Annotated in this window: 31 protein-coding genes; 14 read left to right on the plus strand and 17 right to left on the minus strand. The window is 50.3% G+C overall.

Features of this window, described 5'->3' with window-relative positions:
• Window positions 1-36: 36 nt before the first annotated feature.
• The 7 genes from sspA to zapE form a co-directional block, all read right to left on the minus strand.
• On the minus strand, window positions 37-672 hold the full coding sequence (gene sspA, locus FM042_RS06250; RefSeq protein ID WP_143235404.1) for a stringent starvation protein SspA: 636 nt from the start codon (window positions 670-672) through the stop codon (window positions 37-39).
• 76 nt (window positions 673-748) lie between these two features.
• Complete coding sequence (locus FM042_RS06255; protein ID WP_143235632.1) at window positions 749-1,483, minus strand: cytochrome c1; 735 nt, start codon at window positions 1,481-1,483, stop codon at window positions 749-751.
• A complete protein-coding gene (locus tag FM042_RS06260; protein WP_143235406.1) occupies window positions 1,483-2,748 on the minus strand; it encodes a cytochrome b in 1,266 nt (421 codons plus the stop codon). Before FM042_RS06260 ends, FM042_RS06255 begins: the two co-directional genes overlap by 1 nt.
• On the minus strand, window positions 2,748-3,335 hold the full coding sequence (petA, locus tag FM042_RS06265; RefSeq protein ID WP_143235408.1) for a ubiquinol-cytochrome c reductase iron-sulfur subunit: 588 nt from the start codon (window positions 3,333-3,335) through the stop codon (window positions 2,748-2,750). Before petA ends, FM042_RS06260 begins: the two co-directional genes overlap by 1 nt.
• A 237-nt stretch (window positions 3,336-3,572) precedes the next feature.
• A complete protein-coding gene (rpsI, locus tag FM042_RS06270) occupies window positions 3,573-3,965 on the minus strand; it encodes a 30S ribosomal protein S9 (protein ID WP_143235410.1) in 393 nt (130 codons plus the stop codon).
• Between the two features lie 16 nt (window positions 3,966-3,981).
• Window positions 3,982-4,410: a 50S ribosomal protein L13 gene (gene rplM / locus FM042_RS06275; protein WP_143235412.1), complete on the minus strand. Its 429-nt coding sequence runs from the start codon at window positions 4,408-4,410 to the stop codon at window positions 3,982-3,984.
• A 602-nt stretch (window positions 4,411-5,012) separates the two neighbouring features.
• Complete coding sequence (gene zapE / locus FM042_RS06280) at window positions 5,013-6,140, minus strand: cell division protein ZapE (protein WP_143235414.1); 1,128 nt, start codon at window positions 6,138-6,140, stop codon at window positions 5,013-5,015.
• A 96-nt stretch (window positions 6,141-6,236) separates the two neighbouring features.
• On the opposite strand from zapE, the gene FM042_RS06285 reads away from it, so the two are divergent.
• From FM042_RS06285 to FM042_RS06295, 3 genes are all read left to right on the plus strand, one after another.
• Window positions 6,237-6,686, plus strand: coding sequence for a ZapG family protein (locus FM042_RS06285; RefSeq protein WP_143235417.1), 450 nt, complete (start codon window positions 6,237-6,239; stop codon window positions 6,684-6,686).
• 158 nt (window positions 6,687-6,844) lie between these two features.
• A complete protein-coding gene (locus FM042_RS06290; RefSeq protein WP_143235420.1) occupies window positions 6,845-8,203 on the plus strand; it encodes a DegQ family serine endoprotease in 1,359 nt (452 codons plus the stop codon).
• Window positions 8,204-8,411: 208 nt separating this feature from the next.
• Complete coding sequence (locus FM042_RS06295; protein ID WP_143235422.1) at window positions 8,412-9,476, plus strand: trypsin-like peptidase domain-containing protein; 1,065 nt, start codon at window positions 8,412-8,414, stop codon at window positions 9,474-9,476.
• Between the two features lie 60 nt (window positions 9,477-9,536).
• Here FM042_RS06295 and murA read toward each other — a convergent pair whose 3' ends face one another.
• The 7 genes from murA to FM042_RS06330 all read right to left on the minus strand — a co-directional run bounded on the left by murA (window position 9,537) and on the right by FM042_RS06330 (window position 14,226).
• Window positions 9,537-10,826 (minus strand): UDP-N-acetylglucosamine 1-carboxyvinyltransferase, encoded by a 1,290-nt coding sequence (gene murA / locus FM042_RS06300; protein WP_143235424.1) that lies wholly within the window; start codon window positions 10,824-10,826, stop codon window positions 9,537-9,539.
• A 10-nt stretch (window positions 10,827-10,836) separates the two neighbouring features.
• Window positions 10,837-11,094, minus strand: a complete 258-nt coding sequence (locus FM042_RS06305; RefSeq protein ID WP_143235427.1) for a BolA family protein — start codon at window positions 11,092-11,094, stop codon at window positions 10,837-10,839.
• A 19-nt stretch (window positions 11,095-11,113) separates the two neighbouring features.
• Complete coding sequence (locus FM042_RS06310; RefSeq protein WP_143235429.1) at window positions 11,114-11,425, minus strand: STAS domain-containing protein; 312 nt, start codon at window positions 11,423-11,425, stop codon at window positions 11,114-11,116.
• Window positions 11,426-11,439: 14 nt separating this feature from the next.
• Window positions 11,440-11,907 carry an outer membrane lipid asymmetry maintenance protein MlaD gene (gene mlaD, locus FM042_RS06315; RefSeq protein WP_143235432.1) on the minus strand — a complete coding sequence of 156 codons (468 nt, stop codon included), beginning with the start codon at window positions 11,905-11,907 and terminating at the stop codon, window positions 11,440-11,442.
• 3 nt (window positions 11,908-11,910) lie between these two features.
• Window positions 11,911-12,687 (minus strand): lipid asymmetry maintenance ABC transporter permease subunit MlaE, encoded by a 777-nt coding sequence (gene mlaE, locus FM042_RS06320; protein ID WP_143235434.1) that lies wholly within the window; start codon window positions 12,685-12,687, stop codon window positions 11,911-11,913.
• On the minus strand, window positions 12,687-13,487 hold the full coding sequence (locus tag FM042_RS06325) for an ATP-binding cassette domain-containing protein (protein ID WP_143235437.1): 801 nt from the start codon (window positions 13,485-13,487) through the stop codon (window positions 12,687-12,689). Before FM042_RS06325 ends, mlaE begins: the two co-directional genes overlap by 1 nt.
• A gap of 118 nt (window positions 13,488-13,605) precedes the next feature.
• Complete coding sequence (locus FM042_RS06330) at window positions 13,606-14,226, minus strand: TetR/AcrR family transcriptional regulator (protein WP_185960714.1); 621 nt, start codon at window positions 14,224-14,226, stop codon at window positions 13,606-13,608.
• A gap of 203 nt (window positions 14,227-14,429) precedes the next feature.
• Between FM042_RS06330 and FM042_RS06335 the strand changes: the two genes are divergently transcribed.
• From FM042_RS06335 to FM042_RS06380, 10 genes are all read left to right on the plus strand, one after another.
• Window positions 14,430-15,422 (plus strand): KpsF/GutQ family sugar-phosphate isomerase, encoded by a 993-nt coding sequence (locus FM042_RS06335; RefSeq protein WP_143235441.1) that lies wholly within the window; start codon window positions 14,430-14,432, stop codon window positions 15,420-15,422.
• Window positions 15,422-15,979: a 3-deoxy-manno-octulosonate-8-phosphatase KdsC gene (kdsC, locus tag FM042_RS06340; RefSeq protein WP_143235444.1), complete on the plus strand. Its 558-nt coding sequence runs from the start codon at window positions 15,422-15,424 to the stop codon at window positions 15,977-15,979. Before FM042_RS06335 ends, kdsC begins: the two co-directional genes overlap by 1 nt.
• Window positions 15,976-16,569, plus strand: coding sequence for an LPS export ABC transporter periplasmic protein LptC (gene lptC / locus FM042_RS06345; RefSeq protein WP_185960715.1), 594 nt, complete (start codon window positions 15,976-15,978; stop codon window positions 16,567-16,569). Before kdsC ends, lptC begins: the two co-directional genes overlap by 4 nt.
• A complete protein-coding gene (gene lptA / locus FM042_RS06350; protein ID WP_143235448.1) occupies window positions 16,529-17,068 on the plus strand; it encodes a lipopolysaccharide transport periplasmic protein LptA in 540 nt (179 codons plus the stop codon). Before lptC ends, lptA begins: the two co-directional genes overlap by 41 nt.
• 8 nt (window positions 17,069-17,076) lie before the next feature.
• A complete protein-coding gene (gene lptB, locus FM042_RS06355) occupies window positions 17,077-17,802 on the plus strand; it encodes an LPS export ABC transporter ATP-binding protein (RefSeq protein ID WP_185960716.1) in 726 nt (241 codons plus the stop codon).
• A gap of 67 nt (window positions 17,803-17,869) precedes the next feature.
• On the plus strand, window positions 17,870-19,210 hold the full coding sequence (locus FM042_RS06360; RefSeq protein WP_143235450.1) for an RNA polymerase factor sigma-54: 1,341 nt from the start codon (window positions 17,870-17,872) through the stop codon (window positions 19,208-19,210).
• A 28-nt stretch (window positions 19,211-19,238) separates the two neighbouring features.
• On the plus strand, window positions 19,239-19,526 hold the full coding sequence (gene hpf / locus FM042_RS06365) for a ribosome hibernation promoting factor (protein WP_143235452.1): 288 nt from the start codon (window positions 19,239-19,241) through the stop codon (window positions 19,524-19,526).
• A gap of 5 nt (window positions 19,527-19,531) precedes the next feature.
• The gene (gene ptsN, locus FM042_RS06370) at window positions 19,532-19,996 is read left to right on the plus strand and encodes a PTS IIA-like nitrogen regulatory protein PtsN (protein WP_143235454.1); all 465 of its coding nucleotides are present in this window, start codon (window positions 19,532-19,534) and stop codon (window positions 19,994-19,996) included.
• Entirely contained in the window at window positions 19,987-20,850 is an 864-nt protein-coding gene (gene rapZ, locus FM042_RS06375; protein WP_143235456.1) for an RNase adapter RapZ, read from the plus strand. Before ptsN ends, rapZ begins: the two co-directional genes overlap by 10 nt.
• On the plus strand, window positions 20,837-21,112 hold the full coding sequence (locus FM042_RS06380; protein ID WP_143235458.1) for an HPr family phosphocarrier protein: 276 nt from the start codon (window positions 20,837-20,839) through the stop codon (window positions 21,110-21,112). Before rapZ ends, FM042_RS06380 begins: the two co-directional genes overlap by 14 nt.
• Window positions 21,113-21,483: 371 nt before the next feature.
• Here FM042_RS06380 and pmbA read toward each other — a convergent pair whose 3' ends face one another.
• Window positions 21,484-22,809 carry a metalloprotease PmbA gene (pmbA, locus tag FM042_RS06385; RefSeq protein ID WP_143235634.1) on the minus strand — a complete coding sequence of 442 codons (1,326 nt, stop codon included), beginning with the start codon at window positions 22,807-22,809 and terminating at the stop codon, window positions 21,484-21,486.
• Between the two features lie 132 nt (window positions 22,810-22,941).
• Between pmbA and yjgA the strand changes: the two genes are divergently transcribed.
• Window positions 22,942-23,466, plus strand: a complete 525-nt coding sequence (gene yjgA, locus FM042_RS06390; RefSeq protein ID WP_143235460.1) for a ribosome biogenesis factor YjgA — start codon at window positions 22,942-22,944, stop codon at window positions 23,464-23,466.
• A gap of 16 nt (window positions 23,467-23,482) precedes the next feature.
• On the opposite strand, the gene tldD is transcribed toward yjgA, so the two are convergent.
• Window positions 23,483-24,976, minus strand: coding sequence for a metalloprotease TldD (tldD, locus tag FM042_RS06395; protein WP_143235462.1), 1,494 nt, complete (start codon window positions 24,974-24,976; stop codon window positions 23,483-23,485).
• Complete coding sequence (locus tag FM042_RS06400) at window positions 24,969-25,805, minus strand: carbon-nitrogen hydrolase family protein (protein WP_143235464.1); 837 nt, start codon at window positions 25,803-25,805, stop codon at window positions 24,969-24,971. The genes tldD and FM042_RS06400 overlap by 8 nt, the downstream gene beginning before the upstream one ends.
• Between the last annotated feature and the right edge of the window lie 24 nt (window positions 25,806-25,829).

Below are 25,829 nucleotides of genomic sequence, written 5' to 3' on the forward strand. Positions count from 1 at the left end.
GTGTTCCTCCAGGTCGATGGATGGCGCGGATCGTAATTACTGACGACCGATCTCGCGCTCTTCTTCAGTCATGGAGTCGCGGAACGATTCTCTTTCGAAAACACGCAACATATACGACTTCACTTCTTTTGCTCCGGCGCCTGTCAACTCAATGCCGTATGACGGTAAACGCCACAACAATGGTGCCAAGTAACAATCCACGAGCGTAAATTCTTCACTCATAAAGTACGGCGTATCTGCAAACACCGGCGCAAGGGCTAACAAACTTTCTTTTAGCTCTTGGCGGGCTGCTTCCGCTTCTTTCTTTGTACCGGAAAGAATGGTTGCTGCTAGTGCATACCAATCACGCTCGATCCGATACATCATTAAACGACTCGTACCACGCGCAACCGGATACACCGGCATCAACGGTGGATGCGGGAACCGCTCGTCCAAATACTCCATGATAATTTGCGCTTTATAAAGCACCAACTCCCGGTCTACAAGCGTAGGCACGTTATCGGAATACGGGTTCAGCTGCAGTAAATCTTCTGGCTGGTTGTTGGGGTCGATATAGGCGATTTCAACACTGACGCCTTTTTCAGCCAAAACTATACGAGTTTGATGACTGAATAAATCATCTTTCCCTGAATACAGGGTCATTACTGAACGCTTATTGGCAGCCACAGCCATGGGTTTCTCCACTCTTCGGAAACAGCAAAGGGGGCGAAGCTCGCCCCCAAAAATTAACTACAAGTAATTCAACGAATTACTTAATGTCGCGCCAATACTCACGTTTCAAAAGAATCGTAAGAATCAGGAACACAATCAGGAAGCCAATCACGTAGTACCCTAAGCGCTGACGCTCGAGATACATGGGCTCACCTGTGTATACCAAGAATGCAGTCAGATCGAGCATCGCTTGATCAAACTCATCCGGACTCATGCGGCCTGTACCGTCTGAACGAATGCCAACGTAAACGTCACGCATCTCGCCATCAACCATGCGGCGCTCGTAGGTTTGACGCGGAACACCTTGCAGCTCTTGTAATACGTGAGGCATCCCCACGTTTTCAAAAACTTCATTGTTCACGCCAAATGGACGGCTTGGATCTTCATAAAACGAACGGAAGTAAGTATACAACCAATCCGCACCGCGTACCCGAGCAACCATCGTGATATCCGGTGGTGTTAAACCAAACCATTCACTTGAGGCATCCGCATCGATTGCAGAAATCATGTGCGATCCAGGACCATCACCCGTGAACTGCAACAACTCTTGACCTAGATCGATTGGGATCTCAAGGTCTTCAAATGTCCGCTGATACCGCTGGTACTGCATCGTATGACAGCCCAAGCAGTAGTTCATGAAGATTTGTGCACCACGCTGCAGTGACGCCTTGTCACGCAAATCATAGTCGGCCTTGTCTAGCGGTCCGCTGTAGCCTGCCGCAAATGCGGCAGACGGGAGCAGAAGTGCCAGGGCCATCAAGAATCGCTTCATCATTTCGTTACTCTCTCAGGCAGTGGTTTGGTTTTCTCGTTCTTACTGTAGAAGAACAGGAAGACAAAGAACGCAAAGTACAGGAACGTAAAGATCTGACCAATGCGGGTAAATAGTTCCGTTGGCGGTAACGCCCCGACAAACCCTAGTACGATGAAACTCACCACGAGCATCGCCAAGTTCGCCTTGTGCAGACCACTCCGATAGCGAATTGAACGCACAGTTGAACGGTCAATCCACGGCATCAGGAACAACAGAACAATCGAACCAAACATGAGGATTACCCCACCGATTGGATTCGGTACCGCCGCCAAGATGGCGTAGAACGGCGTGAAGTACCACACCGGAGCAATATGCTCAGGCGTCCGCATTGGATCTGCCGCTTCAAAGTTAGGTGGCTCTAAGAAGTGCCCACCCATGGTCGGCTCAAAGAAAATCACCCAAGCAAAGAAGATTAAGAATACGGCGAGTCCGACCAAATCTTTCACCGTGTAATACGGGTGGAAAGGAATCGAGTCGACGATGTCATACTTCTTCGTATAACGCTCATGGAACTCATACGGAGATTTATCTTCTTCCTTCACGCTGCCTTTCGGCTTCTTCAGATCAATACCGTCTGGGTTGTTTGAACCCACTTCGTGCAGCGCAATCAAGTGCAAGAACACCAGAATCACGATCACCAAAGGCAATGCAATCACGTGCAATGCAAAGAATCGGTTCAAGGTCGCTCCGGAGATCACGTAATCACCACGAATCCAGGTGGTTAACGCTTCACCAATGCCAAACGGAATGGTACCGAACAGCGAGATAATTACCTGCGCGCCCCAGTACGACATCTGCCCCCATGGCAACATGTAGCCCATAAAGGCTTCAGCCATCAGAACCAAGAAGATAAGCATACCGAAGATCCACAGCAGTTCGCGAGGCTTCTGGTAAGAGCCGTACATTAAGCCGCGGAACATATGAAGATACACAACGATAAAGAAGAAAGACGCACCAGTAGAGTGCATATAGCGAAGTAACCAGCCGTATTCTACATCACGCATGATGTATTCAACTGAGGCAAAAGCGCCTTCCGCACTTGGGTTGTAGCTCATTGTTAACCAAATACCTGTAACAATTTGGTTCACCAATACAATAAGCGCTAATGATCCCATCAGGTACCAGAAGTTAAAGTTCTTCGGTGCCGGATACTGGGTCACGTGTAATTTCAGGGTATTGCTCAGCGGAATACGCTGATCAATCCAATCAAGTATGCGTGACATTAAGCTGCCCCCTCTTCTGCACCCACCATAATGGTGTCGTCATTAATATAATAATGCGGTGGCACTACCAGGTTAGCCGGAGCAGGAACCCCTGAAAAAACCCGACCAGCGATATCAAAACGAGAACCGTGACACGGACAGAAGAATCCAGAGTCGACGCCTTCAGCCACACCAAAGTTGCGCGGAATAAACTGCGGAGAGCAACCTAAGTGTGTACACAAACCTACGGCAACAAAGAGTTCCGGCTTAATAGAGCGGTACTCGTTCTTTGCGTAGTCTGGCTGCTGCGGTGCATTTGACTCAGGGTCACGCAGACGATTCTCAATCAAAGGTAAACTATCGAGCATGGCTTGGGTGCGACGGATAATCCATACAGGACTTCCACGCCATTCAGCCCGAATCAACTGACCCGGCTCGATTTTGTCAATCTTCACTTCCACTGGTGCACCCGCGATACGGGCTTTGGCACTCGGATTCCATGAAACAATAAAGGGTACGGCGGCACCCACGACCCCTGCACCGCCGACTACCGAAGTAGCAACAGTGAGAAACCGACGGCGGCCTTTATCTACAGGCGCATTGCTCATCCATCTTTCTCCAGTTTTGGACGCTGTGCGGAACTTACCGCAGCAAAATAACCTATTGCTTGCGAGAAAAAATTGCTCCCCGATCATAAAGAAAACCCATGCTCTTTACAAGGTAAAAGCTACCAAACAAGGAGTATTCCTTGATTTAATCTCGATTTCTGCTTTGCGGAAATTCTCGCACAAAAAAGCCCGGAAAAATCCGGGCTTTTGAAGGTCTTAAATCTAAGCTCTGAGCGATTAACGCTTGCTGAACTGAGGACGCTTACGCGCTTTATGAAGACCCACTTTCTTACGCTCAACTTTACGCGCATCACGAGTAACATAACCCGCTTTACGTAAGTCGCCACGCAACGCTTCGTCGTATTGCATCAATGCACGAGTAATACCGTGACGGATAGCACCCGCTTGACCCGTTGTACCACCACCAGCAACGGTGATGTACAAGTCAAACTTTTCTACTATGTCCAGCAACTCGAGTGGCTGACGCACGACCATGCGTGCTGTGTCACGCGAAAAATATTCTTCGAGTGAACGATTATTGATTTTAATTTCGCCGCTGCCAGCGCGCAGGAATACCCGCGCAGTAGAGCTTTTGCGACGACCTGTACCGTAGTATTGATTATCTGCCATCTTCATCTGCTCCGTATTAAATCTCTAAGGTTTGCGGCTGCTGAGCTGCATGATTGTGCTCAGGGCCCGCATACACTTTCAGTTTACGGAACACGGCACGACCTAATGGACCACGTGGAAGCATGCCTTTTACCGCTGCTTCGATGATCATCTCAGGCTTCTTAGCTTGCAGCTTTTCAAAGCTGATTGACTTCAGACCACCTGGATATCCGCTGTGCGCGTGATACATTTTGTCTTTCGCCTTGTTACCAGTCACGGTAACTTTTTCCGCATTGATGATCACGATGTAGTCACCGGTATCAACGTGAGGAGTAAATTCAGCTTTATGCTTGCCACGCAGACGACGAGCAACTTCAGTCGCCAAACGACCTAAAGTTTTGCCTTCGGCATCAATTACGTACCAGTCGCGCTTTACAGTTTCTGGTTTTGCTACAAAAGTTTTCATGAGTTATTTATACCCAAATTCATGAGTTTACCTGCGGCTTTCCGGGCTTCCCCGCGAAATACCAAATAATAGTCACCCCGTACACCTGGAAGACTTACCTCTCGGTGTAAATCGGGGGAGGTAACGTGGGCGGCGGGTAGTATATAAGAAGATCGCGCACAGATCACCCCCTATTCACGAAAAAGTTCAGGTTATTCCGCGGCCAACGCGGTGCGTTGGGTACGATTGGTCCAGAGGGAGAGATTGGCGTCGTGAGGGTGTCTGCCGCAGGGATGCGGCAGCCAAGCCTGCATGGATGCATTTACGGCGTCCCCCACGGGGCTTACCCACCGCCGTGCCCTGAATCAACCACGGGCCAACGCGGCGCGTTGGGTACGACTGAGGTAATGCTGGTGCGGTGGTGGGATAAGTCACGTGGGGGTGTGCGCGGCAGGGATGCCGGACAAGCCAGCTCGCCCAAACTAGAAGCGCAGGCAGAAACTCCGAGAGCAAGGCATAATCAGGTCGATTGAGGGAGCGTACACGAAGTACGTGACCGATTGAGGCCTGATTATAACGCAGCTATCGGAGCTTTCTGACAAGCCACAGCCCAAGGGCCTTGTTCAGGGTAGGTGCGCTAGTGCTAGGTATTCCTGGCTTTGCATTTCTTGCAGGCGACTGAGACAGCGTTTGAATTCAAACTCGAGCTGCCCAGAGGTATATAACTCCTGCATGGGTACTTCCGCCGATAGAATGAGCTTCACTTTGTGTTCGTAGAACTCATCCACCAATGCGATAAACCGCCGAGCGACATCGTCGCTCTCGCGCCCCATTTGTTTTACATTACTGACCAACACCGCATGGTATAACCGCGCCAGCTCAATGTAATCCAACTGACTGCGTGGCCCTTCACACAGCTCTTTGAAGTCGAACAGCACCACATCGTCGGCTTCGCAGCGCGTTCTGATAGCACGCCCGTTGATTTCAATGGCTACGTTGCGGTTGTGGGCATGGTTATCTGGAGCCAATTGATCGAAATAGCGCAGTAAGTTGGTATCTGCTTCCGCATCGAGCGGCGCATGATAAATCTCCGCTTTGCTTAGGGTACGCATGCGATAGTCGATACCGCCATCCACATTTACCACATCACAATGCTTTTTGATCAGCTCAATAGCCGGTACAAAACGCGCACGCTGCAAACCATTTTTGTAGAGGTCATCGGGAACAATATTCGAAGTCGCTACCAACACCACCCCTTGTTTAAACAAAGTATCAAGCAAAGTGGCAAGAATCATGGCATCAGTAATATCCTGAACGTAGAACTCATCGAAGCAAATCACACGTGCTTCTTTGGCGAGCTTCGTGCCAATCGTGATCAAGGGATCTTGCTTGCCTTTGAGCTGCTTTAACTCATCGTGTACGCGCTGCATAAACCGATGGAAATGCACCCGCCATTTTTGTTCAAACGGCAAGGCATTGTAAAAAGTATCCACGAGGTAGGTTTTGCCGCGGCCAACGCCACCCCAAAAATAAAGCCCTTGAACTGGGCTTGTACGCTGTTTAAACAGTTTGCTCGAGAGACGCTTAAGGCCGCGTTTTCGCTCGCTTTCGATAAGCTCGTCGAAAAGACGCTGCAGATGCCCCACCGCCTGCTCCTGCGCAGGATCATGTTGAAACCCGTCACGTTTCAAATCATTTTGATAAGCCGCCCATGGCGTATTTACATTTTCCGACACAAAATTGCCTGTCATCTGACTACTGATCCAAGAATTACATGATACCATTATATGTGAATTGGGATCATATTTGTGTCATGCTGAATCCCTAGATTAAAGAGGAATAAAGATATGGATTGGCTCATCGGACTTTTGCTGTTAATTGCAGGTGGCGTGATTGGATTCTTCGCCGCACGCTATGTGTTTTTGCATACGGGGGAAGCGGCAGAGTTGCAAGAGCAGGTGGAGCAAGCACGCCAGCAGTTTGAGGCGTATCGCAAAGATGTCACCGAACAACTTGCGACAGCGCGTCAAATTGCCTCAGAAGTCACTGATATTCAGCATCGCTTGAATTTATTTTTACAAGACAGCCAGCAGCTGCTTGAGCAAAACAAAGAATGGCAACAACCATTGCCATTTTTCGCGGAAGAAACCATTCGTTCTATCCGCCAGTCGAATATTCTCAACAAGGAACGACGCGAAGATAGCGATGTATCTGATACCGGTGCACCGCCGCGAGATTATTCAGAGCCCGGCAGCGGTTTGTTCTCACCGCCGGTAAAAGAAGAAAAATCAAACTGATACTGCGTAAATAAAAAGGAGCTTCGGCTCCTTTTTTCGTCGTAAAAGCTAGTTTATTTACCGCTTGAAAAACATCACATCAGAACTTATTTCCTATCTCAGTGGTCATTCAAGAAGTGGCATTGCGCCCATTAACACGATGATTTCGGAGAAGACTGATGAAAAAGATGGTAACCCTGCTAGCTGCCGCTAGCCTGGCTTTTGTTTTTTCACTGCAACCCGTGGTCGCTAACATTCCTGCAGCGGCCATGACCGACGAGCGTGGCGTGCCTACCCTCGCCCCCATGCTAGAAGAAGTCACCCCTGCTGTCGTTAATATATCGGTTGCCGGTAAACGCGTCACTCGGCAACGTTTACCGGAAGCCTTTCGATTCTTCTTTGGCCCGAACGCACCGCAAGAACAAGTGCGAGAACAACCTTTTCGGGGATTAGGATCCGGAGTCATTATCGATGCTAAAAATGGCTATGTGGTAACCAATAATCACGTGATTGACGATGCCAATGAAATCACCGTGACCCTCAAAGATGGTCGACAGTTTAGTGCCACAGTGTTAGGCCGGGATGAAGAATCCGATATCGCCCTACTGCAATTAGAAAATCCCCGCAACCTGACACAAATCAACATTGGCAATTCCGACCAACTGCGTGTGGGCGACTTTGTCGTGGCTATCGGTAATCCCTTCGGGTTAGGACAAACCGTAACTTCAGGCATTGTATCGGCTCTAGGCCGCAGTGGCCTTGGTATTGATCGCCTCGAAAACTTCATTCAAACCGATGCTGCCATTAATAGCGGTAATTCCGGTGGTGCTCTTGTTGACCTGAATGGAAACCTAATTGGCATCAATACCGCTATCATTGGAGCCTCTGGGGGCAACATCGGTATTGGCTTCGCCATTCCTGCCAATATGATGAAAAATTTAGTGGACCAAATTATTGAGTTTGGTGAAATACGTCGCGGTGTATTGGGTGTCCGCGGTGGTAATCTCACCCAAGAACTCGCCGACGCCCTCGATATCGACAGAGTGCGCGGTGCCTGGGTGAGCGAAGTATTACCCGAGTCTGCCGCTGAACGTGCTGGCATTCAGGCCGGCGATCTCATTCTCGCCATCGATGGAACGCCAGTGCACTCGTTCACTGAGCTCGCAGCTAAAGTCGGTACCATAGGCGCAGGCCGTGAAGTGCAGTTACGAGTGTTGCGCGAAGGACGCGAGATGAACGTCACTGTGGAACTTGATGAGCGGGGCACACAACAGGTAAACGCAGATAGTATTCACCCCGCCCTTGAAGGTGCAGAACTGACTCGAGAAGAACGAGGAGGTATTCGGATTGAAAGTGTCGAAAGTGGTTCCCCAGCCGCCCGACTTGGATTGCGTGAAGGCGATGTGATCATCGCCGTCAACCGTCAACGCGTCGACAGCGTACAGGACCTCCAGCGCTTTGTTCAAAACGCCCGTGGCGTGGTGGCATTGAACCTGCGCCGAGGTAACAGCTCCCTTTATGTTGTTCTTCCCAATTAAAATGTAACCCGTGGCACCCTGCTCACTGCAGTGGGGTGCCGTATTTTTTTGTCGAGATTTTAACCTACCTGTCCCTCGTCTTTAATGATAAACTCCTGTTCTTATAGGTGGCATTTGCGTGTCGAAATTTACGCGCTCTGCAGGTCAATAAAATACGACTGTACCTGCCAACGCCAACCAGACATTATCAACCTCAAACGAAGTATTCATGAAGCAAAAACAAAACCGAACCGCGCCAATTATGACGTTCCTGATCAAACCAGCCCTATTGGGATTGGTCGTCGCGGTGATCGTGTTATGGGTACTGCCCTACTTCGACCAACCTATCAATGGTAGCGAGCGTCAAACTCAGCCGCTGGCGTCGTATTCCGATGCCTTCGAGCGGGCGTCGCCTGCGGTTGTGAATATCTACACCACACAATCTTTGCGCGAACCTCGTTTTCAAGCACAGCCGACAACGGTTATGCGTTTAGGCTCTGGTATGATCATGGATGAGCGTGGTTTTATTCTGACGGCTCTGCATGTGGTTGAGAATGTCGATATGATTCAAGTGGCATTGCAAGACGGCCGCATCTTCGGTGCATCATTAATTGGCAGTGACCCGTTAACTGATCTCGCGGTATTGCGCATCGAGGCCGAGAATTTACCGACGATTCCGATTAACTCGGATTATCAACCACGCACCGGCGACGTTGTATTGGCTATTGGCAACCCATACAATTTAGGACAAACCGTTACCCAAGGGATTATTTCCGCCACCGGCCGCGTGGCAATGGGCAGCGGCTATGCTGAATTTATCCAAATGGATGCAGCGATCAATCAGGGGAATTCCGGCGGCGCCTTGGTGAATAGCCGTGGCGAATTAGTCGGCATCAACAGCGCCTCGTACCAATCGGAGCTCACCAGTCGTGGCTCTCAAGGTATTTATTTTGCGTTGTCTTACAATCTCGCTATTCGCATTATGCAACAGCTTATTTCAGAAGGCGTGGTAACCCGTGGCTACTTAGGCATTACCGCGGGCCAGTACTATCACGATGATCACTCCACCCAAGGCCTGCGCATCGACGAAGTAGATGAAAACAGTCCGGCGTATCGTGCCGGATTACGGGAAGGTGATTTTATCTTTGAGATTGCCGGCAAAACCGTGACGTCTGTTAACCAAGGCTTAGACCTCGTCGCGGAAGCCCGCCCTGGCACTGAGCTTGAGATTCGCTATTATCGGGGCAATGAAACGCGGCGTACCTCAGTGGTCATCGAACAGCTCCAGTTATAAACAATGTCATAAAAAAACTCCGCTGTAAGCGGAGCTTTTTTATATGACTTACCCTTCGCGCTAGTCTTGCGTTCGCTTAATTCGGGTCGGACACATTTGCGCACGCTCGATTTGCGCACCCAAGTTGCCAAGTTTCCGTTCAATTGCTTCGTAGCCACGATCGATGTGATACACCCGTTCTACCTCGGTAATACCTTCAGCCACCATGCCTGCAATCACCAAAGAAGCCGATGCACGTAGATCGGTACACATGACCTGAGCGCCAGTTAAACGCTCAACACCCGTTGAAATGGCAGTGTTGCCTTCCAAATCAATGTGCGCTCCCATACGTCGCAATTCAGGCACATGCATAAACCGATTTTCGAAAATGGTTTCACGGACCACTCCGGTACCTGTTGCAATGCTGTTTAATGCAATAAATTGTGCCTGCATATCTGTGGGGAACGCTGGGTGAGGGGCCGTCACGATGTTCACTGCTTTAGGACGCCCATGGCTTTTCAGCTCGATCCAATCCTGACCGCGGATAATTTCTGCACCCGCTTCCGTCAATTTTTTCAGTACCGCATCGAGAAAATCTGGCTGCGTGTGGGTACAGCGAATATGACCTTGTGTTGCCAATGCCGCCACCAAAAAGGTGCCCGTTTCAATACGATCAGGCAACACGCGGTATTCGCCGCCGTGCAAACGATCCACCCCATGAATATGAATAGTATCACTGCCTGCGTGACGAACATCCGCACCTAAGGTATTTAAAAACCGTGCTAAATCGATGATCTCCGGTTCCCGAGCAGCGTTCTCGATCACCGTTTCACCTTCCGCAAGCACCGCCGCCATCATGAGGTTTTCAGTCCCGGTCACACTCACGGTATCCATTAAGATATGGGCACCACGCAAGCGGCCATTACTACGTGCTTTTATGTAGCCGTTTTCAACGACAATTTCAGCACCCATCTGGCGCATACCTTCGATATGTAAGTTGACTGGGCGGGCCCCGATTGCACAGCCGCCGGGAAGCGATACTTCCGCATGCCCACACTTCCCTAAAAGCGGACCTAGCACGAGAATCGACGCGCGCATGGTCTTCACTAATTCATAAGGAGCCACATGCCCGTGTTCTTTGGGAGGGGAAATCCGGTAGCTAGATGCGTCCTCGCGGACATGGGGAATGCCAAGCTCACCCAGTAATTCCAGCGATGTTTCCACGTCTTGCAAGCGTGGTACATTGTGGATGAGAACTGGGCTATCCGCTAAAATAGACGCCAACAATATAGGCAAGGCCGCATTTTTTGCGCCGGAGATTTCAACCTCTCCGGTGAGTCGGGTGCCCCCGTGAACCACTAACTTTTCCATTCGTTTACACTCAGCTCGGCATGTTTAGCATTTTTTCACGGCGCCACTTCTCTGGCGTGTACGCTTTAATGCTCAGTGCATGGATGGTCCCGTCTGCAATCTTGTCGGCTAGGGGTGCGTAAATCATTTGTTGTTGCTTCACACGCGAACAGTCGGCAAATACATCAGACACCGCAATCACTTGATAGTGACTGCCTTCGCCCTTCACATGTACTTCATCGAGCGCGAGTGCTTCTTGCAGTATTTGTTCAATTTCTTTGGGATCCATCAGGTCATCCGTCGTTAACTTATTTCGATGGCGTATAGCTTAACGAAAGCAGGTCGGTTACGCCACTCACTGCGGCGAATTGGCGCAGTTGAGTGTTCACATTGTGTAAAGACAACGCACGCTGTTGCTGAGCGAGTTCCGCCTGAATCTGAATCAGAAATGCAAGACCTGCGGAATCCACCTTCTCCACTTCAGAAAGATCCATCACCAGCTCGTTTTCTTGCCCCATCCAGTGGCTTCGGTTCGACCAAGCAGCACCCACTTGATCGCGGTCTAAATCGCCAGCCACACGCACTAGCGTGTCTTCTCGCGTCAGTTGTAATGCACTCATACCGCCTCCGACACTTAATCGTTTCCTTGGCTAAAAAGGAACTGTCCAATCAGGTTTTCTAGCACAATGGCAGAGTTTGTGGTGTAGATGTAATCACCATCTTCAAGGGTAAATACATCATCATCGATAAACCCAGGCTCCAAGCCGACGTATTGCTCGCCGAGTAATCCAGAGGTAAGAATTGACGCCGAGCTGGTATCTGGAAAGCCCCGAAAGTCGGTACTGATACGCATTTCTACCAGCGGTTCAAAATACTCACGATCGAGTGTAATGCGGGTCACGCGGCCAACAACCACACCACCAACTTTCACTGGAGAGCGCACTTTTAAACCGCCAATATTATCGAACTTGGCATACAAGGTGTACGTTTCGCCCCGGGTTGCATCGCTGTTGTTTGCCACTTGCATCGCAAGAAACACGATAGCTGCAATAGCCACTGTAACGAACACACCCACGAGCATTTCTATTTTTCGCGCTTCCATAAATCACCCAAACATCAAAGCTGTTAAAACGAAGTCTAAACCGAGTACGGCCAATGAGCTGTACACGACCGTTTGCGTTGTTGCTGCACTAATTCCTGGCGATGTTGGCATTGCCGTGTATCCTTTATACAACGCAATCCAAGTGACCACGACGGCAAACACTAAACTCTTGATAAAGCCGTTCATCACGTCATGTTGCCAATCTACACTCGCCTGCATCACCGACCAAAACGCACCGTCGTCGACACCTAACCACTGCACACCTACAAAGTAACCACCGTAGATACCTACTGCACTGAACATAAATGCGAGCAGTGGCATACTAATAAAACCTGCCCAAAATCGGGGCGCAACCACACGGCGTAATGGATCTACTGCCATCATTTCTAAACTCGATAACTGTTCCGTGGCGCGCATTAAACCAATTTCGGCGGTTAATGCAGAGCCTGCTCGCCCTGCAAATAGCAATGCGGTGACCACCGGACCAAGCTCACGCAATAATGACAAGGCGACCATCGGGCCGAGTGCTTGTTCGGCACCAAAATCGACCAAAATGGTATACCCCTGTAATGCCAGCACCATGCCAATAAATAACCCCGAAATGAGGATAATCAACATCGACTGCACGCCCACCACATACAGTTGGCGAATAAGCAGTGGGAACATTTTTACTGGCTGTGGCTTTCCAATCAGTGCTTGTACGAGCATGATGCTCGCTTCACCAATACCGCGAATGGTTTGCAAGGTATCACGCCCGACATTTCGGAAAAAACCAAGCATTAGCGCGATCCTCCTAGTAAATCTTCGTGATACGGCGTAGCACCATAATGGAAAGGTACCGGGCCATCGGCATCGCCGTTTAGAAATTGCTGAACCAGCGGATTATCACTGGCTTTCAATTCCTCGGGGGAACCTTGGGCGACCACCCGCTGATTTGCCATAATGGCGACATGATCAGCAATGCTCATCACTTCATGAATATCATGGGAGACCACAATGGAGGTTAAGCCCAAGGTATGATTCAGCTCTTTAATTAACTTCACCAGCATCCCCATGGAGATTGGGTCCTGTCCGGCAAAAGGTTCATCGTACATGATGAGTTCTGGATCCAACGCAATAGAGCGCGCTAGCGCCGCGCGTCGAGCCATACCCCCCGAGAGTTCCCCAGGGAAAAGGCTTCCTGCCCCGCGTAAACCCACTGCCTCGAGCTTCATTTTCACGATGGTTGCGATAATATTTTCTGGTAAATTCGTGTGCTCACGAATAGGGAACGCCACATTGTCGAACACGGTCATATCACTGAACAGCGCGCCACTTTGAAACAACATGCTCATACGTTTACGGGCCTCATACAAGGCGCCGCGACCTAACGAAGGGATGTTCATGCCGGCGAAATTGATAGTACCTTGTTGCGGCTTTAACTGACCACCAATCAAACGCAACAATGTGGTTTTACCACAACCGCTAGGGCCCATAACTGCCGTCACCTTGCCGCGTGGTACCACTAAACTCACCCCTTGATAGATGGCTTTATCACCACGCTTAAAATGGATGTCGTTTACCTCGACTAAATTTTCCACAGCAACCCTCTTGCTCTCGTCGGAATGGCACTACGCTTCACTTCATTCCATCCGGTGTTTAGATCCATGTGCCAAGAATACCATGAACTAAGGAAGCGCTGGAATCGAAACCAGCAATCTATCCAAATACGCTGTCGTCTGCATCCGACCCAGCAACCGGCTCAAGCAGGGCTAACAACTCCGTCGCAAATGCTTCTGATTGCTCTGGGGTTTCATGCAATAAGCCAAACTGCAAAAGCAATCGGTGGCCCATGGCCGCTTTCCAAGCGATGCGAGCGCGAATGCTCCCCGCTTTTGCCATGTCTAAGCGCTGCCACAATTCGGCATTTCGCTCACGAATTGGCGCCAACAATTCGGGGTTATTCGCAACCGCCGCTAAAATCGCAGAGTCGAGCACTAAGCGCTCTTTCGATTCAGAAATCTCCGCTAACAAAATCGCTTTAAGATCCTGATCGCAACCATACAGACCATTTCCATCTTCAAGCACTTGTGCAATACGCCGTTCCCGTTGCCCCGCATAGCGCTCGAGCATCGACATAATCAAGGCTTCTTTGCTTTCAAAGTGATAGAGCAATCCGCCCTTACTAATACCGGTCGTTTCGGTGAGTGCATCAAAGGTAAGTTGCGCAGCGCCTTTATCGAGAACGAGTTGTTCCGCTTGTTCAAGAATGTAATCCCTTTTACTCGGGCGCCCGCCACGAGATTTGGTGGGCTTTTTGGCCCCATTTTTGATAGTCATGTCTACATGCCTTGTATGACGTTTTTTCAAAGTAAATCCTAGAAACCGTATCGGACTGATTTGGATTTCATACCGACCACTTGGTAAAGTATCAATTTTGCTGCACCGGCTCAATGTGCGCCTCCACATAAAGGGGAGATTTCATCGTGTCAAATGGTATACTGGGCCGATTTCATCATTCGATCACATGGGAACGAACGAATATGTCCGCTGCGAACCACCCTAACGTTGCCGCAAACTACGTTGAGCATGGTCGAAAAGTCTTGGCCATTGAGCAAAACGCAATCGCCGCGCTTGCCGCATCCATTAACGATGATTTTGCGCGCGCCTGTGCATTGATGATGGCCTGCAAAGGCCGGGTTGTGGTGACCGGTATGGGTAAGTCAGGTCATATTGGTGGAAAGATTGCAGCCACCCTCGCTAGCACCGGAACCCCCGCATTTTTCGTACACCCCGGTGAAGCCAGCCATGGTGATTTAGGCATGATCACTGGGCAAGACGTGGTGATCGCGATTTCCAATTCGGGAGAAACCCATGAAGTTTTAGCGATTCTCCCGGTAATCAAGCGCTTAGGCGTTCCCCTCATTGCCCTCACCGGCAAACCTGAATCAACACTGGCGAGCCTTTCTGATGTTCACGTGTCCGTCGCCGTGAGCGAAGAAGCCTGCCCGCTTGGTCTTGCACCGACTGCCAGCACCACCGCTACGCTTGTTATGGGCGATGCGCTTGCTGTTGCATTACTCAACGAGCGTGGATTTACCGCCAACGACTTTGCCCTGTCACACCCAGGCGGAAGTTTGGGTAAACGGTTGCTGCTTCGAGTGAGCGACATTATGCACACGGGCGAACGTGTGCCGAAAGTGAGCGCCGAAGCTATCGTGACCGAGGCACTTATGGAGATTTCTCGTAAGGGTTTGGGGATGACCACCATTGTGGATGACCAAGACCAGCTGTTAGGGTTATTCACTGACGGTGATTTACGCCGCATTTTGGACCAACGAGTCGATATACATCAAACCGTGATTGCCAACACCATGACCACCCAATGTGTGACCGCGCGACCAGAAATGCTTGCCGCAGAGGCGCTGAAACTAATGGAAACACGAAAAATTAATGGCCTGATCGTCGTGAACAAAGACAAACAAGTCGTCGGTGCATTTAATATGCATGACCTGCTGCGAGCGGGAGTAGTCTAATGCCAGAGTATGTAAGCACATGGTATGGCGATATCGCCGCTGACATCATCGCACGCATGTCGCAGATTCAATTATTAGTTTGTGATGTCGATGGCGTATTTTCCGATGGTCGCATCTATTTAGGTGATCAAGGCGAAGAACTAAAAGCATTTCATACCCGTGATGGTTTGGGCGTAAAAGCGTTAGTAAGCGCGGGTATTCAGGTCGCCGTCATTACCGGACGACGTTCGCATATTGTGGCCAATCGCATGTCGGCTCTTGGCGTTGAACATATCATTCAAGGCGAGCACGACAAAGGCCAAGCCCTCGCGTCGCTGTTAAATAAAACCGGGTATAGTGCCGATACTCTCGCGGCAATTGGCGACGACTTACCAGACATTCCGATGCTCGAAGCTGCAGCCCTGGGTGTTGCGGTGTTTGATGCGCATCCATCGGTACAGCAGGCTGCAAATTACGTGACACGACAGCGCGGTGGATTTGGTGCCGTGCGCGAGCTAGCAGATCTGATCTTACTCAGCCAAGGAAAATTGCATCAGGTGCAGGAGAGCAGCACGTGAATCGACGCAGTATAATATTGGTCGCGCTATTTCTACTGGGGGCGACATTTATACTTTGGCTCGCAATGGACAGCGACAGCGACGACGTGGAGCCGGCACTGATTGAGCAGCAAATACCAGATTTTACTGCCCGTGGATTAGAAACTCGTATTTTTGAGTCCGATGGTCGTCTTTCTCACCAAATTCGTGCCGAGCGGATGGCGCATTTCAGTTTGTTTCGCCTTACGGAGCTCGAATCGCCCGTTTACACCTCATACCTCAGCGACGAGCAGGTCAATATTGAGGAAGCTGGCGCCGTATGGCAAATTACTGCACGCGTGGGACGCCTCTACGAAGACGTGCGTTTGGAGTTGGAAGAATCCATTAAAATAGTGAACCAATCTGATGTCGGCTATATCGAACAGATAGATACCGAGTATTTGGCGATTGATTTACAAAACCGTACTATGCATACCGAGGCCCCGGTCACTATCCGGGGTGACCGTTTTATCGTTCGCGGCGAAGGCATGCGCATCGATTTAGAAGCCCAGCAGTTGGAGCTGATACACCATGTTGAAACGATTTTTTATCCTCGTCCTCGCTCCTTGTAGCTTGGCGCTCGCTTTCGCTCTGCACGCAAATACGCCTTCGGGCTTTGCGCGTGACTTTGAGCAACCTGTGCAAATCCTAGCAGACAACGATCTGCTCGATTTGCAACAGAGTATCTATCGCGCCATGGGGAATGTGCGGATTAATCAGGGTAGTTTGCAGATCACCGCCGACGAGTTGGAGGTTACCGGCTTTGATAATCGGAGCGACGAACCCGAAGTGTTTTCGCTGCGCGGCAGCCCTGCGACTTATCAGCAAGAAATCGAACCGGGGATTATCGTGAATGCCCAAGCCACAACGATTCAATATGATTCCACCGCAGGCATTTTGACCTTGCAAGGCGGCGCTGAGTTGCGTCAAGACGGTAGTCTCGTGCGTGCAGAACGCATTATCTATAACATTGAAACTCAACAAGTAACTTCCGATCGCGGGGAAGAGCAAGTAGAAACGATTTTCCGACCACGCCCTCGCACGCAACAAAACAACGGACAGGACCAATAGCCATCACTATGATTACTCTTCGCGCAAGCCACCTCGCCAAAGCGTACAAAGGCCGCACTGTGGTCAAGGATGTCAGTATTGAAGTCAATGCCGGACAAGTGGTTGGTTTACTTGGACCCAACGGCGCAGGAAAAACAACCACCTTCTATATGATTGTCGGCTTGGTGGCGAACGACAAGGGCACAATCGAATTAGATAACGAAGATATCACGCTCTTGCCGATGCATTCACGTGCTCGCAAAGGTATTGGCTACTTACCACAAGAAGCGTCGGTATTTCGCAAGTTGAGCGTACGCGACAACATCATGGCGATCTTAGAAACCCGTCGTGATTTAGATGCCGCCGGGCGTGAAGAAAAGCTCGATGAGCTCCTTAACGAGTTTAGTATTGGGCACATCGTGAATAGTTTAGGCATGAGTTTATCCGGTGGTGAACGCCGGCGAGTGGAAATTGCCCGAGCATTGGCCGCGGAACCCAAGTTTATTTTACTCGACGAACCTTTTGCCGGCGTGGATCCCATTTCTGTGATCGATATCAAAAAAATCATTCAGCAGTTGAGCGATCGTGGCATTGGCGTGTTGATTACCGATCATAACGTGCGTGAAACACTCTCTGTCTGTGAAGTTGCATACATCGTGAGCCACGGCCAATTGATTGCAAAAGGCTCGGCACAAGAAGTACTTGCCAACCAACAGGTCAAAGAAGTCTACCTTGGTGATCAATTCTCCTTGTAATTTCTCGGAAAACCCCAATGATTATAGGTATGGGCGCAATTTACCTAATTAACGCAGAGTGGCTCGAATGAGACCAGGCTTACAGCTCAAAATGGGTCAGAACCTGAGCATGACCCCGCAACTGCAACAAGCGATTCGCCTGTTGCAGTTGTCGACAATTGAGCTGCAATCAGAGATTCAAGAAGCGTTAGAAACCAATCCTCTCCTCGAAGAACCCGACGACGTTGTTAACGATTACGAATGGGACAGCCCCTACTCGGCGGGCACATCGGCCGGCGAAGCCAGTGAAGACGACTATATCTATCAAGGAGAAACCACGGAAAGCCTGCAAGATTATCTGTTATGGCAGATGCGATTGTCGCATTTTTCACCACTTGATGAATTTATCGCTGAATTAATCATCGATGCTATCGACGAAAGCGGATATTTAACCCAAGATATAGATGAGATCTTTCAAGCGGTGTTGGTGGAAGAGCCCGACGCCGAGCTCGATGAAGTGGAGGTAGTGTTAAAGCGAATTCAGCATTTCGATCCCATGGGGGTCGGTGCACGCTCGGTACAGGAGTGTTTGCTGATTCAGCTTGAACAACGGGCGATCGATTCGCCTTACCTTGATGCAGCACGGCGGGTGGTCAGTCAGCACCTTGAGTTACTCGCCAAACGCGATTATCGCACTTTGGCACGTAAAAGCAGATTAAAAGAAGACACGCTCAAAGAAGTATTGAAGTTATTGCAGGATTTAGAGCCCCGCCCAGGGGAAGGTTTTGGCGGCGCGCAAAATGACTACGTTATTCCCGATGTTCTGGTACGCAAACACCAAGGGCGCTGGCGCGTTGAGCTCAACCAAGATGCACTACCCAAGTTACGTATCAATCAAATGTACGCAGACATTGCCAACAACGGCTGTAGTCGCCAAGATAGTCAGTATATCCGCCAGCATTTGCAAGACGCTCGCTGGCTCATAAAGAGTGTAGAAAGTCGCAATGAAACATTGCTGAAGGTCGCCAATTGTATTGTTCATCGGCAACAGGCTTTTTTCGAACAAGGCCCAGAAGCGATGAAACCAATGATACTCAGTGATGTCGCAGAAAGTATAGAGATGCATGAGAGCACAATTTCACGGGTCACCACCCAGAAATTCATGCACACGCCACAAGGTGTCTTTGAGTTGAAATATTTCTTTTCAAGTCACGTTGGCACCGACGATGGTGGGGAGTGTTCATCCACTGCAATCCGAGCGTTCATTAAAAAGCTGGTTGCAGCCGAGAACTCTGCGAAGCCACTGAGCGATAGCAAGCTCGCACAACTTTTGGCTGAGCAGGGGATTCAGGTAGCGAGACGGACCGTCGCGAAGTATCGTGAATCCTTAGGGATTCCTTCTTCGAGTCAACGGAAGACACTACTTTAAAATCACGTCAACAGAAGGAAGATGTGTTATGCAAATCAATCTTACCGGTCATCATGTAGAAATTACTGAAGCCCTGCGCGATTATGTCGATAATAAATTTGCTAAGCTTGAACGGCATTTCGACCATATTAATAACGTGCATGTGATTTTAAATGTCGAGAAACTCTTGCAAAAAGCAGAGGCCACGCTTCACTTGAACGGTGGAGAGGTGTTTGCAACATCTGAGCACCAAGATATGTATGCGGCGATTGATGGTTTAATCGATAAGTTGGACCGTCAAGTGATTAAACACAAAGAGAAACTAAGAAGCCACTAGTACCTATGGACCTAAAAGATATCCTAAGCCCCGATTGCACACGTTCCGCTATATCGGAGAGCAGTAAAAAGAAAGTGCTTGAGCTGATTAGTCAGCTCATTGCACCTAAGCTCGCAGGTGTCAGCAAGTCTGACGTTTTCGAAAGCTTACTGCAACGTGAGCGATTAGGCAGTACAGGTATTGGCTTAGGTATCGCCATCCCACATGGCCGGCTGGAAAATGCCGGCCATCCTGTCGCCGCTTTAATTACTCTCAAGCAGCCCATTGATTTTGACGCCATTGATAATCAGCCTGTGGATTTAATATTTGCGTTACTGGTGCCAAAAGATAACCCCGAAGTGCATTTAAAAACGCTGTCTGCGGTGGCAGCGCGTTTGAATGACAAAGAGTGTTGTCGAGCGCTCCGCGCCGCCACGAGCGACAGTGATCTACACGAACATATGATAAGTGAACCCACATCATGCAACTGATCGTTGTTAGCGGACGCTCAGGCTCAGGAAAAACTGTAGCGCTACGCGCACTTGAAGACCTCGGTTTTTATTGCGTTGATAATTTGCCTATCGAACTTTTACCAACCTTGGTGCATACCACGTCTTCACGATATACCTCGGTTGCCGTAAGTATCGATGTACGTAACCTTGGGCAAGATTCCGATGTTCTCCACGATGCATTGGAATTCCTGCCTAATGATGTCAAACCGGAAATTCTGTTTATTGACGCAAGCGACGAGGTGCTCATCCGCCGTTATGGTGAAACTCGACGCATGCACCCGCTCTCACAAGGCGCTCTTACATTGGCCGATGCGATTCACTCCGAAGGTGTATTAATTGAGCCTCTCGCCGCGATGGCTACATGGCGCATCGACAGCACTGATTTAAGTATTCATGAGTTAATTTCGCAAGTGACCGAACGTGTATTAGGGCGGGAACAGAACCAATTAATGCTCGTTTTTATGTCATTTGGTTTCAAACACGGCATCCCTACAACCGCCGACACCGTATTCGATGCACGTATCCTACCGAACCCCCATTGGGAACCCGAACTACGCCCCTACAGTGGTCTTGATGAGCCTGTTCAGCATTATTTGGGGCAACAGCAGTTAGTGACCAAGTTTATCTATCAAGTCGAGAACTTTGTCGGCACCTGGCTCCCTTACTTCCAACGCAGTAACCGCAGTTATTTAACTATCGCGATTGGCTGCACCGGTGGTCAACACCGATCGGTATATATTGCCGAACGCCTTGCTGAAAACTTTGCCAATCAGCATCCAAGTATTCGTGTGAAACATCGGGAATTAGATAAGAAAAAGCATGCCACAGCATAGTCGTCAGCTTCGAATTCAAAACAAACTCGGATTACATGCTCGGGCCGCTACCAAGCTTGCCCGCCTTGCCAACGAGTTTGATGCACGTATCTCGATCCGCCAAGGGGAACGCGAAGTGGATGCCTCCAGCGTAATGGGCATTATGCTTCTCGCCAGCCAACAAGGTAAAACCATTGAAGTGAACGCCGAGGGCGAAGATGCCGAAGCCGCGCTCGACGCCATCGAAAAACTCATCCAAGACCGCTTCGACGAAGACGAATAATCGTACCCGCCTCTATGCAAAAGCACGGGCGCGGATATGCCCCCGTGCGGGACGCTGCAAGTACATCCATGTAAGCTTGGCTGCCGCATCCCTGCGGCAGACACCCGCTCGGTGCCATATCTGCGCCCATGCTCCGCAAGTAATCTAGCCTTTTAAATGTTTATGGTTGAAATCCCGTCTAACCCAGTGGGAGCGGTGCTGGGTAAGTCCTGGTGCTGGGAAAAGCTTCGTGGGGGTGTGCGCGGCAGGGATGCCGCGCCCAAGCCTACATGGACGTACTTGCGGCGTCCCCCACGAGGCTTTCCCAGCACTAGGGCTCGAAGCCTCGTGCCCATGCCCGCAGCGGACCAACGCGGTGCGTTGGGTAAGGGTTAAGAGCCGGCGATTTTCATGGCGCCTAACAGGACGGAGCCGGTTTGGATGCCGTGACGGGGATCGATATCTTGTCCGATGGCTTGGATGTTCATGAGCATGTCTTTGAGGTTTCCGGCAATGGTCACTTCCGTGACTGGGAATTGAATTTCGCCATTTTCCACCCAAAACCCTGCAGCGCCGCGAGAATAATCGCCAGTGACCATATTGACGCCCTGCCCCATGAGTTCGGTCACCAGTAAACCTGTGCCCATTTGCTGACACAATGCCTCGAGCCCTTCCACTTGATGGGCTTTATCTGGTCGCACAAACCAATTATGAATCCCACCCGCATGACCTGTGGTTGGCATTTTCAGTTTGCGACCCGCGTAGCTAGTGAGCAGATAAGTATTCAGAATTCCGTCGCTGACAATAGGCTGCGCTGTTGTGCGCACGCCTTCATGATCAAACGGGCTTGATGCCAAGCCTCCAGGCACCAACGGATCTTCATCAATAGTGAGCCATTGTGGTAACACCCCTTTGCCCAAATGATCTAGCAAGAAACTGCTTTTTCGATACAGGCTACCGCCGCTGATCGCTGTTGCAAGCGCACCAAAGAGGCCATGGGCAAGATCTCGGTGGAAAATTACCGGCACCGAACAAGTGGGTACTGAACGCGCACCTAAGCGTGAAATTGTATTTTCCACCGCTTCTTTGGCGACCTGCTCCGGGGTTGCCAAATACGCTGGATTACGTGCGATGGTATAGGCGTAATCACGTTCCATTCGATCACCTTCTTTGGCAATCGGCATGCAGCTTAAACTTTGCCGCGAGCTCATGTAATGACCGGTAAAGCCATGACTATTTCCATAGACGCGAAAGCCACAATGACTGGCAAAATGTGCCCCGTCAGAATTTACAATACGCGGGTCGCCTGCGAGAGCGATTTGCTCACAGGCTAGCGCCCACTCCGTGGCGTCGGCAGGATCTTGCGAAGCGGGGTAAAACAGCTTCGGATCTGGATAATCAAAGGCCATAAGATCGGCATCGGCTAATCCTGCACAGGGATCGTCAGACGTAAAACGAGCAATGGCATCGGCTTTTTCTACCGCGGCACGTACTGCCTCGGCGGATAGGTCTGAAGTACTTGCGGAACCCTTGCGTTGACCACGGTAAACCGTAATACCCAAGCTGCCATCTTGATTGAATTCCACGGTTTCCACTTCCGCTAAGCGTGTACTCACACTCAACCCGCGCGAATGGGAAATTGCGCATTCAGCGGCACTCGCCCCTCGTTTCTTGGCTTGCCGAATAGCCGCTTCAACGGCGTCTATGGCTTGATCCATATCGGGTTGTAACTGTTCCGCTGATGTTTTCTTCAATGTATTCAAACCTTACCTCATGTTCCTGTGCGATTCGGCATATCTTAGCCGGCTGCTTCCTGATAAAATTAGATCATTGAATAAAGGTAAATCACTATGCAATCTGATCATCAGGACGAATTTTTTGACGATTCCGAGTCGAGTAAAAGCCAGCGTAAACGCGAATCGCAGGCCATGCATGAGCTCGGAGTTAAGCTCGTAAAACTGGGCAAAAATGTGCTTAAACAGCTCCCTCTCGATCACGAGGTTCTTGCTGCCGTGCAGTTGGCCCAAAAAATTGAAAACAAACGCGAAGGCTATCGCCGTCAGCTACAATTTATCGGCAAACTGTTGCGCCAACGCGATACTGATGCCTTGCTAGCCAAGATAGACGAAATCGAAAATCACTCGCTCTATCAGGCCTCTCATTTTCATGCCTTGGAACGCTGGCGCGATCGTATCATCAGTGGTGGCGACGACGCGATCCAAGCCTTTATCGACGACTACCCTATGGCCGATCGTCAACAATTGCGGCAGTATGCGCGCCAAGCGCAGAAAGAGCTCGAGCAGAACAAACCACCTGCAGCCTCTCGTGCTCTCTTTAAATATATTCGCGGCGTTGTCGACAGCCAAGCGAAGTAATCATGCAAGGCACCGATTACTCGGTGCCGCCTACGGTCATGGCGTCAATCTTCAAGGTCGGCTGCCCAACACCCACAGGCACACTCTGACCATCCTTTCCACACACGCCAATGCCTGTATCGAGCGCTAAATCATTTCCGATCATCGACACCCGCGCCATCGCCTCTGGGCCATTACCGATCAAGGTAGCGCCTTTCAGTGGTGCCGTAATCTTGCCGTCTTCAATTAAATAAGCTTCCGATGCGCTAAATACAAATTTGCCGGACGTAATATCTACCTGACCGCCGGAAAATTGAGGCGCATAAATACCACGTTTTACCGATTGAATAATTTCATCCGGCTCATGGTTACCGCCCAACATGTAGGTATTGGTCATGCGTGGCATGGGTAGATGCGCGTAGGACTCTCGGCGACCATTCCCCGTTGGAGCGACACCCATCAAGCGCGCATTCATTTTATCCTGCATGTAGCCCACTAAGCGGCCATCTTCGATAAGCACGTTATACCCCGATGGTGTGCCTTCATCATCCACACTCAAGGAGCCACGGCGATTCTTGATTGTGCCGTCATCCACAATAGTGCAGCCTTTAGCGGCCACTTGCTCACCCATACGTCCAGAATACGCAGATGCGCCCTTGCGATTAAAATCACCTTCTAGGCCATGTCCAACGGCTTCGTGCAGAAGTACACCGGGCCAGCCTGCGCCTAATACAACTGGCATGGTGCCCGCCGGTGCGGGCTTGGCTTCAAGCATAATCAGTGCTTGCCGCACCGCTTCTTCCACGTAGCTGACATAACGACGTTTGTCGTTTTCTTTGCCATTCCCGTTAGTGCCTTGGTTGCTCGTGTTATCGAGCCATACCGGCTGCATAAAGTATTGATAATCGACACGCCCACCGCCACCGCTCGAACCGCGCTCGCGGCGTCCATTTTGTTCCGCCAATACAGAACAATTCAAACGCACCAACGGACGAATATCGGTGGCTAAAGTCCCATCCGACGCGGCGACTAGCACGTGCTCGTATGCGCCAGTCAGTGACACCGTCACTTCAGTGATACGTGGGTCAAGTTTGCGCGCGTGTTTATCCATGGCTTGCAGCAACTCAATTTTTTGTTGCTCAGACCAAGTCGCAAGAGGGTTATCGCTAAGGTATAAAGCAGGTGCAGTGATATTACTCAGCACCGTTTGTTGCCCCGACTGTCCTGCCGCAGCAATCCCCCGCGCGGCAATAGCCGCTCGCGATAATGCTGCCGCATCAATACTATCGGCATAGGCAAATCCAGTTTTTTCGCCCGCAATAGCGCGAACACCCAAACCTTTTTCAATATTAAAACTGCCGCTTTTTACGATCCCATCTTCCAATACCCAAGCTTCGTTAATGCTGCTCTGCAAATAGATATCGGCATAATCGATAGCGCCTGAGTGCAGGGTATCTAAACAGCGGGCAAGCTGCTCGGTGTCGAGCCCTGACGGCGCTAACAACTGATCGTGGACCATTGGGTTAATCATGGATAAAACGTACCTCAAATTGATTGTGCTGCTGCACGGGCATGCGTTTACGCACTGCCTGTAATTCGTTGTGGTCAATACGGACTGTCAGTGTTCCCACGGTATTTTCAATGACCCCAAGAACCCGTCCCCACGGATCGACCACCATACTGTGGCCCCATGTGTGCCGCCCATCATCGTGTTGGCCGCATTGATTGGGGGCCAACATATACACTTGATTTTCTATGGCGCGCGCTTGCAATAAAGGCAACCAATGCGCGCGACCAGTCACTTCGGTAAACGCCGAGGGTAACGCAATCAATTCCGCTCCCATGGAGCGCAAGGCGCGAAACTGCTCAGGAAAGCGGAGATCGTAGCATACCGCCAAACCTAATTTCCCAAACGGCGTATCAACCACCTGTAACGACTGCCCCGGGCGCGTAAATTTAGATTCCCGATAGCTCTTGGTGCCGTCCTCAACGTCTGCATCAAAAAGATGAATTTTATCGTAACGTGCAACGTGCTGCCCATCGGCATCAAACAAAATAGACGCCGCCGCGTAGCGTTCGCCTGCTTGCAGCGGTAGTGTCCCCGCAAGAATCCACACATTAAACTTTTCGGCGGCCGCCGCTAACCAATCTTGTACTTCACCGCTACCTGCAGGTTCTGCAAATTGGCCTTGTGCTTTTTCCCCAGCACCAAAACGGGCAAACATCTCCGGTAACACCACTAAATGGGGCTCTTCTGGATCCCGTGACCGGGTTGTCGATGCAAGCAATTCGTGCAGTATGCGCTTATTCTCGGCCCATTCTGCCCGCGACGTCCATTGCAATAAACTGATTGCTGCCATCGATACGTTCCTCATGCTTACTTG

Origin of the sequence: Aliidiomarina halalkaliphila (genome assembly GCF_007096385.1) — a bacterium.
Lineage (GTDB): Bacteria > Pseudomonadota > Gammaproteobacteria > Enterobacterales > Alteromonadaceae > Aliidiomarina > Aliidiomarina halalkaliphila.

Bases quoted from the DNA above. Each gene is read 5' to 3' on its own strand.
- sspA (WP_143235404.1), bottom strand. From the start codon at position 672: ATGGCTGTGGCTGCCAATAAGCGTTCAGTAATGACCCTGTATTCAGGG.
- FM042_RS06255 (WP_143235632.1), bottom strand. From the start codon at position 1,483: ATGAAGCGATTCTTGATGGCCCTGGCACTTCTGCTCCCGTCTGCCGCA.
- FM042_RS06260 (WP_143235406.1), bottom strand. From the start codon at position 2,748: ATGTCACGCATACTTGATTGGATTGATCAGCGTATTCCGCTGAGCAAT.
- petA (WP_143235408.1), bottom strand. From the start codon at position 3,335: ATGAGCAATGCGCCTGTAGATAAAGGCCGCCGTCGGTTTCTCACTGTT.
- rpsI (WP_143235410.1), bottom strand. From the start codon at position 3,965: ATGGCAGATAATCAATACTACGGTACAGGTCGTCGCAAAAGCTCTACT.
- rplM (WP_143235412.1), bottom strand. From the start codon at position 4,410: ATGAAAACTTTTGTAGCAAAACCAGAAACTGTAAAGCGCGACTGGTAC.
- zapE (WP_143235414.1), bottom strand. From the start codon at position 6,140: ATGACAGGCAATTTTGTGTCGGAAAATGTAAATACGCCATGGGCGGCT.
- FM042_RS06285 (WP_143235417.1), top strand. From the start codon at position 6,237: ATGGATTGGCTCATCGGACTTTTGCTGTTAATTGCAGGTGGCGTGATT.
- FM042_RS06290 (WP_143235420.1), top strand. From the start codon at position 6,845: ATGAAAAAGATGGTAACCCTGCTAGCTGCCGCTAGCCTGGCTTTTGTT.
- FM042_RS06295 (WP_143235422.1), top strand. From the start codon at position 8,412: ATGAAGCAAAAACAAAACCGAACCGCGCCAATTATGACGTTCCTGATC.
- murA (WP_143235424.1), bottom strand. From the start codon at position 10,826: ATGGAAAAGTTAGTGGTTCACGGGGGCACCCGACTCACCGGAGAGGTT.
- FM042_RS06305 (WP_143235427.1), bottom strand. From the start codon at position 11,094: ATGGATCCCAAAGAAATTGAACAAATACTGCAAGAAGCACTCGCGCTC.
- FM042_RS06310 (WP_143235429.1), bottom strand. From the start codon at position 11,425: ATGAGTGCATTACAACTGACGCGAGAAGACACGCTAGTGCGTGTGGCT.
- mlaD (WP_143235432.1), bottom strand. From the start codon at position 11,907: ATGGAAGCGCGAAAAATAGAAATGCTCGTGGGTGTGTTCGTTACAGTG.
- mlaE (WP_143235434.1), bottom strand. From the start codon at position 12,687: ATGCTTGGTTTTTTCCGAAATGTCGGGCGTGATACCTTGCAAACCATT.
- FM042_RS06330 (WP_185960714.1), bottom strand. From the start codon at position 14,226: ATGACTATCAAAAATGGGGCCAAAAAGCCCACCAAATCTCGTGGCGGG.
- FM042_RS06335 (WP_143235441.1), top strand. From the start codon at position 14,430: ATGTCCGCTGCGAACCACCCTAACGTTGCCGCAAACTACGTTGAGCAT.
- kdsC (WP_143235444.1), top strand. From the start codon at position 15,422: ATGCCAGAGTATGTAAGCACATGGTATGGCGATATCGCCGCTGACATC.
- lptA (WP_143235448.1), top strand. From the start codon at position 16,529: ATGTTGAAACGATTTTTTATCCTCGTCCTCGCTCCTTGTAGCTTGGCG.
- lptB (WP_185960716.1), top strand. From the start codon at position 17,077: ATGATTACTCTTCGCGCAAGCCACCTCGCCAAAGCGTACAAAGGCCGC.
- FM042_RS06360 (WP_143235450.1), top strand. From the start codon at position 17,870: ATGAGACCAGGCTTACAGCTCAAAATGGGTCAGAACCTGAGCATGACC.
- hpf (WP_143235452.1), top strand. From the start codon at position 19,239: ATGCAAATCAATCTTACCGGTCATCATGTAGAAATTACTGAAGCCCTG.
- ptsN (WP_143235454.1), top strand. From the start codon at position 19,532: ATGGACCTAAAAGATATCCTAAGCCCCGATTGCACACGTTCCGCTATA.
- rapZ (WP_143235456.1), top strand. From the start codon at position 19,987: ATGCAACTGATCGTTGTTAGCGGACGCTCAGGCTCAGGAAAAACTGTA.
- FM042_RS06380 (WP_143235458.1), top strand. From the start codon at position 20,837: ATGCCACAGCATAGTCGTCAGCTTCGAATTCAAAACAAACTCGGATTA.
- pmbA (WP_143235634.1), bottom strand. From the start codon at position 22,809: ATGGATCAAGCCATAGACGCCGTTGAAGCGGCTATTCGGCAAGCCAAG.
- yjgA (WP_143235460.1), top strand. From the start codon at position 22,942: ATGCAATCTGATCATCAGGACGAATTTTTTGACGATTCCGAGTCGAGT.
- tldD (WP_143235462.1), bottom strand. From the start codon at position 24,976: ATGATTAACCCAATGGTCCACGATCAGTTGTTAGCGCCGTCAGGGCTC.
- FM042_RS06400 (WP_143235464.1), bottom strand. From the start codon at position 25,805: ATGGCAGCAATCAGTTTATTGCAATGGACGTCGCGGGCAGAATGGGCC.